General features: G+C 60.4%; 9 protein-coding genes and 1 pseudogene. 2 read left to right on the forward strand and 8 right to left on the reverse strand.

From position 1 onward, the window contains the following. The first annotated feature begins 372 nt into the window (after positions 1–372). Complete coding sequence (locus tag ACOZK9_RS19905; RefSeq protein ID WP_017137997.1) at positions 373–633, forward strand: hypothetical protein; 261 nt, start codon at positions 373–375, stop codon at positions 631–633. A gap of 284 nt (positions 634–917) precedes the next feature. After that, positions 918–1,553 (forward strand): hypothetical protein, encoded by a 636-nt coding sequence (locus tag ACOZK9_RS19910; protein WP_152750996.1) that lies wholly within the window; start codon positions 918–920, stop codon positions 1,551–1,553. A 133-nt stretch (positions 1,554–1,686) separates the two neighbouring features. On the opposite strand, the gene fdhA is transcribed toward ACOZK9_RS19910, so the two are convergent. The 8 genes and pseudogenes from fdhA to ACOZK9_RS19950 all read right to left on the reverse strand — a co-directional run. Continuing rightward, positions 1,687–2,886 carry a formaldehyde dehydrogenase, glutathione-independent gene (gene fdhA, locus ACOZK9_RS19915; protein WP_058415205.1) on the reverse strand — a complete coding sequence of 400 codons (1,200 nt, stop codon included), beginning with the start codon at positions 2,884–2,886 and terminating at the stop codon, positions 1,687–1,689. Between the two features lie 121 nt (positions 2,887–3,007). Next, the gene (gene purU, locus ACOZK9_RS19920) at positions 3,008–3,865 is read right to left on the reverse strand and encodes a formyltetrahydrofolate deformylase (protein WP_099234747.1); all 858 of its coding nucleotides are present in this window, start codon (positions 3,863–3,865) and stop codon (positions 3,008–3,010) included. A 165-nt stretch (positions 3,866–4,030) separates the two neighbouring features. Then, the gene (locus ACOZK9_RS19925; protein WP_152750994.1) at positions 4,031–4,663 is read right to left on the reverse strand and encodes a sarcosine oxidase subunit gamma; all 633 of its coding nucleotides are present in this window, start codon (positions 4,661–4,663) and stop codon (positions 4,031–4,033) included. 132 nt (positions 4,664–4,795) lie between these two features. After that, entirely contained in the window at positions 4,796–7,813 is a 3,018-nt protein-coding gene (locus ACOZK9_RS19930; protein WP_058415202.1) for a sarcosine oxidase subunit alpha, read from the reverse strand. After that, positions 7,810–8,112 carry a sarcosine oxidase subunit delta gene (locus tag ACOZK9_RS19935; protein ID WP_058415201.1) on the reverse strand — a complete coding sequence of 101 codons (303 nt, stop codon included), beginning with the start codon at positions 8,110–8,112 and terminating at the stop codon, positions 7,810–7,812. Before ACOZK9_RS19935 ends, ACOZK9_RS19930 begins: the two co-directional genes overlap by 4 nt. 15 nt (positions 8,113–8,127) lie before the next feature. Next, the gene (locus ACOZK9_RS19940; RefSeq protein WP_122250973.1) at positions 8,128–9,378 is read right to left on the reverse strand and encodes a sarcosine oxidase subunit beta; all 1,251 of its coding nucleotides are present in this window, start codon (positions 9,376–9,378) and stop codon (positions 8,128–8,130) included. A gap of 22 nt (positions 9,379–9,400) precedes the next feature. Next, on the reverse strand, positions 9,401–10,654 hold the full coding sequence (gene glyA / locus ACOZK9_RS19945; protein WP_152750990.1) for a serine hydroxymethyltransferase: 1,254 nt from the start codon (positions 10,652–10,654) through the stop codon (positions 9,401–9,403). Positions 10,655–10,838: 184 nt separating this feature from the next. Then, positions 10,839–10,954 (reverse strand): annotated as a pseudogene (locus ACOZK9_RS19950) (IS110 family transposase); the annotation flags it as partial.

Consider the following 10,954-nt stretch of genomic DNA (forward strand, 5'->3'; position numbering starts at 1 on the left):
ATGCAGGCACCTCGGACCATCAGGCATACCGACTTGATGCCATCGCGAGCAAGCCCGCTCCCACATTTGATTGATCTTCAGCGGCCTGTGCGACTTGCTCCCGGCGAACGATGGCGCTTATAGTTCGGCCGTCGTCCATATGGCGACACGGGTTTGGCGACTCGATAGAGATAAGGCATGCAAAAGCACCTGCTTCTTTGCAGGTTTTTTTGCACCCGCAAAGCTGTGCTTTATGGCGGCTGTGCGTGGGAGACCTTCGGGTCTGCCGGCTTTGCCTTATTTCACCGGTTCGCCAACCTGCGCACAGCTGCCACCCATTCGTTTGGCGACGTGTGAGTGGTAGCGCCCATTATCTGAAATGAGGTTGCACACATGAACCGATACATGCCACTCACCGGCCACGACGCCACCACCCCTTCCCTGCTCATCGACACCCAAGTCCCGCTCGACGTGCTCCACGACGCTGCCGTCTACCGCATCCGCGCGGTCACGCAAGTCATGGAAAACCTGGCCTTTCGCGAAGGCCTGAACACCGACAACCTGGTCCTCCAGGACTTCGCCCTGCTCTGCGCGATTCCGTTGCGCGACGGTTGCGACTTGCTGGATGTCATCAGCCGCCGCTTGCAAGCGTAAGCAGCCGGTAAAGCCCGTGGGAACGAGGCGCCTCGCTCCCACGGTATTTTTAGGCAGGCCTGACAGCGATCAAAACGTCGTCCTACAGAAATGCCTGTTTTTGCGTTTAAAGCCCTAAAAGATTGACCCCACCGGCTTTGCTGTCTAGGTTCCCTTGCTACGTTTTTAAACTCATCAAGACAACGGAATGCACATGTCAGGAAAACCTGCCGCACGTGTCACGGACCCGACCACCTGCCCCGAAGTCCCACTGCTGTCCTGCAAGTGCCTGTGGGCGTAAACCCATGACCCACCTAATGCGCCCACTAATCCTACTAATACCAATCTTTTTCGCCACGTCAATTTATTTTCTATACATAAATATAGAGCCAGATAATCTTAGTGTACATATCGGAAAGCCCTATGATGACGTTGTACGAGACTCGACGTTTCCCGTTAAGGCAAAGACCGCACTATACCCAGGCAACCCACCACACCCAAGCTCCACTTGGATTAGCAGCCAGGTCGCTATAAAGTTCGACGACTCACAATATGGTTTTGAATTACCACCCACAAAATTCGGTGCAATCACCTACGACGAAGGAAAAGTCTCGAACATTACGACGTCTCCGATGTTACAAGCGGTGCCTTTCATTGAACTGACAAGTCTTCTCGAAGGCATCCAATCAACATTGAAAAAGTCGGGATGGAGCGCGCAAAACGCTAACGATCACTCATGGCTGATAACAACAACCGAGTTACAAAAAAAATCCTTACAAAAAGAACTGTTCGAACAGGTGGCGATAGTGGTACTTGGAACACCTCACAACTCTACACTTGCAATCAACGTAAAATGTTATGAGCGCTGCAGTGAGCGCAATCCTGCAACCGCAAAATATTTAATCGACATCAGCATAGGACGGAACTACTTCAGTAAATGAAAGCCCTTCCAACTTCTGCCCTGTTTGAAAAAAAGAAGATCAGAACATACAGCATAAAGTCATACACCATGATGGACGTGCTGTACGCAAAAAAAGGGCAACCCTAGGGTCACCCTTTATTTTGGCCTTGGCTTTACGCCGCACTGAACAACTTGTGCGGATCAATCACAAACTTCTTCGGCACGCCCGCATCAAACTCGCCGTACCCACGCGGCGCGTCGTCCAGGCTGATCACCTCCACGCCCACGATGTCGGCAATCTTGATGCGGTCCCACATGATCGCCTGCATCAACTGGCGGTTGTACTTCATGACCGGCGTTTGCCCGGTGTGGAAGCTGTGGGATTTAGCCCAGCCCAACCCGAAGCGAATGCTCAGGCTGCCCATTTTCGCGGCGGCATCCACCGCACCTGGGTCTTCGGTGACGTACAGGCCGGGGATGCCGATTTTGCCGGCTACGCGCACCACGCCCATCAGCGAGTTGAGCACGGTGGCCGGGGCTTCGGCTTTCACGCCTTCATGGCCGTGGCCGCGGGCTTCGAAGCCGACGGCGTCGACCGCGCAATCCACTTCGGGCTCGCCGAGTAACGCGGCGATCTGTTCGTGCAGCGGCGTGTCGGTGGACAGGTCGGCAATTTCAAAACCCTGAGCCTTGGCGTGGGCCAGGCGGATCGGGTTGACGTCGCCGATGATCACCACTGCCGCGCCCAGCAGGCGTGCCGAGGCGGCAGCGGCCAGGCCGACGGGGCCGGCACCCGCGACGTAGACGGTGCTGCCGGGGCCAACGCCGGCCGTCACGGCGCCGTGGTAGCCGGTGGGCAGGATGTCGGAGAGGCAGGTGAGGTCGCGGATTTTTTCCATGGCCTTGTCGCGGTCCGGCAGTTTCAGCAGGTTGAAATCGGCGTAGGGCACCAGCGCGTATTCGGCTTGGCCGCCGGTCCAGTCGCCCATGTCGACGTAGCCGTACGCGCCACCGGGCCGGGCCGGGTTGACGCTCAGGCAGACGCCGGTGTGTTGTTCTTTGCAGGAACGGCAGCGGCCGCACGCCACGTTGAACGGTACGGACACCAGGTCGCCGATTTTCAGGTTTTCGACGTCGCTGCCCTTCTCGATCACTTCACCGGTGATTTCATGGCCGAGTACCAAGCCGGTTTGGGCGGTGGTGCGGCCGCGCACCATGTGTTGGTCGGAGCCGCAGATGTTGGTGGAGACCACGCGCAGGATGACGCCGTGCTCGATCTTCCTGCCACGCGGGTCCTGCATTTTGGGATAGTCGATTCTCTGTACTTCAACCTTGCCGTTGCCGAGATACACGACACCACGGTTACCAGACATGTCAGTCACCTCTATAGTTGTTGTTGTGAAGCGTGTGGAATGAGCTTCAAGCGGCACGTTACAAGCCGCAAGAAGCATGCAGTACCGCCTTTTCCAGCGGCTTGAAGCTTGCAGCTTTTCGCTAAAGAACCACCGTCCTGTTGGCGTTAAGAAAAACCCGCCGCTCAATGTGATACCCCACCGCGCGGGCCAGTGTCTGCCCTTCAATATCGCGGCCCTTGGCAATCAAATCCTCGGGGTAGTGGCTGTGGTCCACCACCTCCACACCCTGGGCGATGATCGGGCCTTCATCCAGGTCGTTGTTGATGTAATGCGCCGTGGCGCCGACCAACTTCACGCCCTTGTTGTAGGCCTGGTGATACGGCTTGGCGCCCTTGAACCCCGGCAGCAACGAGTGGTGAATATTGATCGCCTTGCCATCCAGCTTGCGGCACAGCTCCGGCGACAGCACTTGCATGTAGCGCGCAAGAATCACCAGCTCAGCGCCGGTGTCTTCCACCACTTGCCACACCTGACGTTCCTGCGACGGTTTGTCGTTAGGGTCGAGAGGGAAATGGTAGTAGGGAATTTGATGCCAGTCGGCCAAAGGTTGCAGATCGGGGTGGTTGGACACCACCGCGACCACGTCCATCGACAGTTGACCGATGCGCTGGCGGTACAGCAAGTCGTTCAGGCAGTGATCGGCCTTGGACACCATGATCACCACTTTTGGCCGGTAGTTCGGCGCCGTCAGCTCGAAGATCATGCCAAAGGCTTCACCGCGCGTGGCCAGGCCATCGCGAAAAACCTGCTCGTCAAAGCCGTCGGGCTGACGGAATTCGACGCGAATAAAAAATCGCCCGGAAAGCCGGTCATCGAACGAATGGTGCTCGGTAACGTAGCAGCCCTGCTCGAACAGGTAGCGGGTCACCGCGTCCACCGTGCCGAGCACGCTGGGGCAGTCGGCGGTTAAAATCCATGTGTCGGGTGCGCGGCTCATACTTGAATCCTCAAACCTTGTGGCGAGGGGGCTTGCCCCCGTTGGGTTGCGAAGCAGCCCTGAAATCAGGCACTCGGTTCTGTCAGCAAAAATGCAGTGAGCTTATTGGGACCGCTGCGCGCTCCAACGGGAGCAAGCCCCCTCGCCACAACGGCTGTTTCACCCTCAGGTTTCTACGCTCAGGCCGAATTCGGCTGAGGCATCCTGCAACCACAGCCACCAGTAATCCGAGAAGCTGCGGCGGATCACCAGCTCCCAAGTGTCTTCGGCCGTGTGACGGATCACCAGTTGCGACTTGGCGAACACCGTGCCCACCGCCTTGCCCACCGGGAAGTTATCGGGGTGCACGTCATAGCTGGTGGATTTCATCAGCACCTCGCGCACGTTCGGGCCGCTGAGTTCAAGGACCTGCTGGCCGCCGCTGACGTTGACGACCTGGATGTGCAGCTCACCGAGGGCAGCGCGCAAATTCTGTTCGGCGGCGAATTCTTCACCGCTCGGCACGATCAACAACCACTCGTCCGGGCCGAGCCATTGCAGGCTGGTTTCGCCGTTGACGATCACCTGCAAGGCGCCGGGCAATTCGATGCCGACGGCTTTGTGCACGCCGGCGGCGAAGGCAGGGTCATGGCCATCGCCACGCAGGGTCAGATGGCCGAGGAGTTTTTTCTCGCGCACGATCACGCCGGCGTTTTTGCGGCCTTTGCCGACCAGGCTGGCGAGGTCGGCATGGTGCAGCGACGACTCGGCCTTGGCGCCGGTGGTGGGGCGTTGTTGGTAAACATTGGCTGCTGTCATAAAGCACCTGTTTGAATTCTGTGGGTCTTGCAGTGACTGTTCTGGCCTCATCGCGGGCAAGCCCGGCCCCCCCAGGGAAACGCATTCCAACTGTGGGAGCTGGCTTGCCTGCGATGCAGGCACCTCGGTCTGTCAGATATTCTGCCGCTCGCCTTTCGGGTCGAAGAACACCGAAGACACGATCTGCGCCTCGATCACGCTGCCGTCCGCCTGCGGCGAAAACACTCGTTCGCCGATGCGCTTCAAGCCGCCCTTGACCACCGCCATCGCAAACGAATAACCCAGCGAGTTATGCGCATAGCTTGACGTCACGTGGCCGACCATCTTCATCGGGATTGTCTGTTTAGCGTCGAACACCAACTGCGCGCCTTCCGGCAGCCACACGGTTGGATCAATCGGTTTGAGCCCGACCAGTTGCTTGCGCTGTTCACGCACGCAGTCTTCACGGTTCATCCCGCGCCAGCCGATCCACGAGAACGCTTTGGTACGGCCCACGCACCAGCCCATGTTCAAGTCGTCCGGGGTCATCGAGCCGTCGGTGTCCTGGCCGACGATGATGAAGCCCTTCTCGGCGCGCAACACGTGCATGGTTTCGGTGCCATACGGCGTCAGGTTGTACTGCTTGCCCGCCTCGACGATCTGCTCAAGCACGCCCATGGCGTAGTCGGCCTGCACGTTGATTTCATACGACAGCTCACCGGTGAACGAGATTCGAAACACCCGCGCCGGCACGCCGCCGACCAGGCCTTCTTTCCAGGTCATGAACGGGAAGCCGTCTTTGTCCAGGTCGATGTCGGTAACGTGCGCCAGCAGCTTGCGGCTGTTGGGGCCAGACAAAGTCATGGTCGCCCAATGGTCGGTAACCGAAGTGAAGTACACCTTGAGGTCCGGCCATTCGGTTTGTTGGTAGATTTCCAGCCACTGCAATACGCGGGCGGCGCCGCCGGTGGTGGTGGTCATCAGGAAGTGGTTATCGGCGAGGCAGGCGGTCACGCCGTCATCGAAGACCATGCCGTCTTCCTTGCACATCAGGCCGTAACGCGCCTTGCCCACGTCGAGCTTGGTCCAGGCGTTGCTGTAGATACGGTTGAGGAACTCACGCGCATCCGGGCCTTGAATGTCGATTTTGCCGAGGGTCGACGCGTCCAGCAGGCCGACGCTGTCGCGCACGGCCAGGCATTCGCGTTTGACTGCGGCGTGCAGGTCTTCACCGTTGCGCGGGAAGTACCAAGGGCGTTTCCACTGGCCGACGTCTTCAAACTCGGCGGCGTTTTTCACGTGCCAGGCGTGCAACGCGGTGTAGCGCACCGGCTCAAAAATATGCCCACAGTGACGACCTGCCACCGCGCCGAAGGTTACCGGCGTGTAGTTGGGGCGGAACATGGTGGTGCCCATCTGCGCAATGCTCACGTTCAGCGAACGCGCGGCAATCGCCAGGCCGTTGACGTTGCCGAGCTTGCCCTGGTCGGTGCCGAAACCCAGCGCGGTGTAGCGTTTGACGTGCTCGACCGACTCGAAACCTTCGCGGGTCGCGAGTTCGATGGCGGCGGCGGTCACGTCGTTTTGCAGGTCGACAAATTGCTTTGGCGCGCGGGCGGTGGCTTTCTCGTGCGGCACCTGGAACAGCGCCAAGGTCGGTTCTTCGACACGGCTCAAGGCTTTTGGCAGCGTGCCTTCTACCGGCGCGAACCCGGCTTCACTGGCCGCGCGCACGCCGCCTTCAAAACCATCCGCCAGGGAATCACCCAGGCCGTAGACGCCATTAATACCGCCGACGCACACACGTTTTTGCGGCGCTTCGCCCGGTACAAAACCGAGGATGTCTTCACGCCAGGTCGGCTTGCCGCCCAAGTGCGAGGCCAAGTGAACCACCGGGCTGTAACCGCCGGAACTGGCGACCAGGTCGCACTCCAGCCACTCGCCGGGGCTGGTGACTTTGTGTGCGTTGACGTCGATAGCAGCGACGCGCGCGGCCGTCACGTGCTTGCTGCCACGGGCTTCGATCACGGCGCTGCCGGTGAGGATGCGAATGCCTTTGGCGCGCGCTTCTTCGACCAACGCGCCACGCGGGTTGTGGCGCGCATCGGCCACGGCCACCACCGCCAGGCCTGCGTCGAACCAGTCCAGCGCCACGCGGTAGGCGTGGTCGTTGTTGGTCGACAGCAGCAGTTTTTTACCCGGCGCCACGCCGTAGCGACGCACGTAAGTAGACACCGCACCCGCCAGCATGTTGCCCGGCACGTCGTTGTTGCCGTACACCAGCGGGCGCTCGCACGCACCGGTCGCCAGCACCACGCGTTGGGCGCGCACACGGTGAATACGCTGGCGAACCTGGCCGATCGGCGCTCGGTCGCCGAGGTGATCGGTGAGGCGCTCGTGAATGGTCAGGAAGTTGTGGTCGTGGTAGCCGTTGACGGTAGCGCGCGGCAGCAGCACCACGTCCGGCAGCGCTTTGAGCTCGGCGATCACGCTGGCGACCCATTCAGCCGCAGGCTTGCCGTCGAGGCTTTCGCGCGAGTCAAGCAACGAGCCGCCGAACTCTTCTTGCTCGTCAGCGATGATCACGCGCGCACCACTGCGTGCGGCCGCCAGTGCGGCAGCCAAACCCGCGGGGCCAGCGCCGACAATCAGCACGTCGCAGTGACGGTTGAAGTTGTCGTAGGTGTCCGGGTCGTTCTCGGTTGGCGAGCGGCCCAGCCCGGCAGCCTTGCGGATGTACTTCTCGTAGGTCATCCAAAACGATTGCGGGTACATGAAGGTTTTGTAGTAAAAACCCGGCGGCATCAGCTTGCCGCCGACCTTGCCGAGAATGCCCATCACGTCATTGTTAACGTTCGGCCAGCCGTTGGTGCTGGTCGCGACCAAACCCTGATACAGCGCCTGTTGCGTGGCGCGCACGTTGGGAATCTGGGTGGCTTCGGTGGCGCCGATCTGCAGCACTGCGTTGGGCTCTTCGGCGCCGGCAGCAAAGATGCCGCGCGGGCGCGAGTACTTAAAGCTGCGACCGATGATGTCGACGCCGTTGGCCAGCAACGCGGCGGCCAGTGTGTCGCCTTCAAAGCCTTTGTAGCTCTGGCCGTTGAAGCTGAACGTGAGGACTTTATTGCGGTCGATGCGGCCACCGTTGGACAGGCGATTGATCTGGCTCATACCTTCTCTCCAGCGGCCTTGGCGGTGAATTGCGGCTTCTCGCCGATTTTGTAGGTTTCAACAATTTCGTAGGTCAGGGTGTCGCGCGTGGCGTTGAAATACTGGCGGCAACCGGCGGCGTGAATCCACAGTTCGTGGTGCAGGCCACGCGGGTTATCGCGAAAGAACAGGTAGTCGCCCCACTCGGCGTCGGTGCAGGCATTCGGGTCCAGCGGGCGCGGGATGTGCGCTTGGCCGGCGGCGTGGAATTCCTCTTCGGAGCGCAGTTCGCCACAGTGAGGACAGAAGATATGCAACATAGGGAATTTCTCCTGTTAGTGGGCGACAGCCGCAGCGCCGTGTTCGTCGATCAACGCACCGTTGTGGAAACGGTCGATGGAGAAGGGTGCCGCCAGTGGGTGCATTTCACCCTTGGCGAGGCTTGCGGCAAACACGTTGCCTGAGCCTGGCGTGGCCTTGAAGCCACCGGTGCCCCAACCGCAGTTGAAGAACATGTTCGGCACGGGGGTCTTGGAGATGATCGGGCAGGCGTCCGGCGTGGTGTCGACGATGCCGCCCCACTGGCGGTTCATGCGCACGCGCGAGAGCACCGGGAACATCTCGACGATGGCCTGAATGGTGTGCTCGATCACCGGGTATGAGCCGCGCTGGCCGTAACCGTTGTAGCCGTCGATACCGGCGCCGATCACCAGGTCGCCCTTGTCGGACTGGCTGATGTAACCGTGCACGGCGTTGGACATGATCACGCTGTCGATAATCGGCTTGATCGGCTCGGAAACGAGCGCTTGCAGCGGGTGGGATTCGATCGGCAGACGGAAGCCCGCCAGCGAGGCCATGTGCCCGGAGTTACCGGCGGTCACCACACCGACGCGCTTGGCGCCGATGAAGCCTTTGTTGGTTTCCACACCGATGCACACGCCGTTTTCCTTGCGAAAGCCGACCACTTCAGTCTGCTGGATCAGGTCCACGCCGAGTGCGTCAGCCGCACGCGCAAAACCCCACGCCACGGCATCGTGACGCGCCACGCCGCCGCGCCGTTGCACGGTGGCGCCGAGTACCGGGTAGCGGGTGTTTTTTGAGCAGTCGAGGTACGGGATCTCGTCGGCCACTTGCTTGGCGTTGAGCAGTTCACCGTCGACGCCGTTGAGGCGGTTGGCGCTGACGCGGCGCTCGGAGTCACGGATGTCTTGCAGGGTGTGGCACAGGTTGTAGACGCCACGCTGCGAGAACATCACGTTGTAGTTGAGGTCTTGCGACAAACCTTCCCAGAGTTTCATCGCGTGTTCGTACAGGTGCGCCGACTCGTCCCACAGGTAGTTGGAGCGCACGATGGTGGTGTTGCGCGCCGTGTTGCCGCCGCCCAACCAGCCTTTCTCGACCACGGCCACGTTGGTGATGCCGTGTTCCTTGGCCAAGTAATAGGCGGTGGCCAGACCATGCCCGCCGCCGCCGACGATGATTACGTCGTAGACCTTTTTAGGGGTGGGCGTGCGCCACATCTTCTGCCAGTTTTCGTGGTGGCTGAGTGAGTGCTTGAAGAGGCCGAAGCCTGAGTAGCGTTGCATAGTCATTACTCCAAAACCGCGCTCAGCGATAAACCGGGAAATCAGCGCACAGGGCAGACACGTGCTTGGCCACGTTGGCCTCCACATCGGCGTCGCCGAGGTTGTCGAGGATGTCGCAGATCCAGCCGGCCAGCTCAATGCACTGCGGCACTTTGAATCCACGCGTGGTCACCGCCGGGGTGCCGATGCGCAGGCCCGAGGTCACGAACGGCGACTGCGGGTCGTTCGGCACGGCGTTCTTGTTGACGGTGATGTGCGCACGGCCGAGCGCAGCGTCGGCCTCTTTGCCGGTGAGGCCCTGACGGATCAGGCTGACCAGAAACAAGTGGTTGTCGGTGCCGCCGGACACCACGTCGTAGCCGCGCTTGATAAACACCTCGGCCATGGCCTGCGCGTTATCAATGACCTGTTGCTGATATACCTTGAAACCCGGCTCTTGGGCTTCCTTGAAGCACACCGCTTTGCCGGCGATCACATGCATCAGCGGGCCGCCCTGAGCGCCGGGGAACACGGCCGAGTTAAGCTTTTTCTCAATCTCCGGGTTGGACCTGGCCAGGATCAAACCGCCACGCGGACCGCGCAGGGTTTTGTGGGTGGTGGTGGTGACCACGTCGGCGTAGGGCAGCGGGTTCGGGTACAGGCCGGCAGCGACCAGGCCGGCGACGTGGGCCATGTCGACGAACAGCAACGCGCCGACTTTGTCGGCGATTGCGCGAAAGCGCGGGAAATCCAGGGTTTTGGAGTAGGCGGAGAAACCCGCCACAACCATTTTCGGCTGGTGCTCGACCGCCAGGCGCTCGACTTCGTCGTAGTCGATCAAGCCGGTGTCGGTGTTGATGCCATATTGCACCGCGTTGTACAGCTTGCCCGAGGACGACACTTTGGCGCCGTGGGTCAGGTGGCCGCCGTGGGCCAGGCTCATGCCAAGAATCGTGTCACCGGCATTCAGCAGCGCCAGGTACACCGCGCTGTTGGCGGATGAGCCGGAATGCGGCTGCACGTTGGCGTAATCGGCGCCGAACAACTGCTTGGCACGTTCGATGGCCAGCACCTCAACCTTGTCCACGTGTTCGCAGCCACCGTAGTAGCGTTTGCCGGGGTAGCCTTCGGCGTATTTGTTGGTGAGGCCGCTGCCTTGCGCTTGCATCACACGTTTGCTGGTGTAGTTCTCCGACGCGATCAGCTCGATATGATCTTCCTGACGCTGCTCTTCGGCATTCATCGCCGCCAGCAATGCGTCGTCATACCCCTGGATCTGGTCTTTCTTGCTGAACATCGCGTCTCTCCCAGCCTTTCGTATTGTTGAGGCCCGTGCAGGGCCCTTTGATGCGATGGTAGGGCTGGCGCCCGCAGGTCAAATGCCTACGGACGCCACGCAAGGGTGCGTTTACGACATTGGCGAAACAACACCGAACAAATCCGGGAACAGGCTGATGGGGGGCTGGCATGTGTGGGAGATTCTATGGTTTTGGGGAAGCCTCCAAAACCGCTTTCGACTGGTATTCGCTCAGGTTTTTCATGAGAGAAAACGCGATGCGAGCCAGCTTGCGGGCGATGATGACCAGGGCCTGAGTCG

It is taken from the genome of Pseudomonas kitaguniensis, assembly GCF_049199985.1.
Taxonomy (GTDB): domain Bacteria; phylum Pseudomonadota; class Gammaproteobacteria; order Pseudomonadales; family Pseudomonadaceae; genus Aquipseudomonas; species Aquipseudomonas kitaguniensis.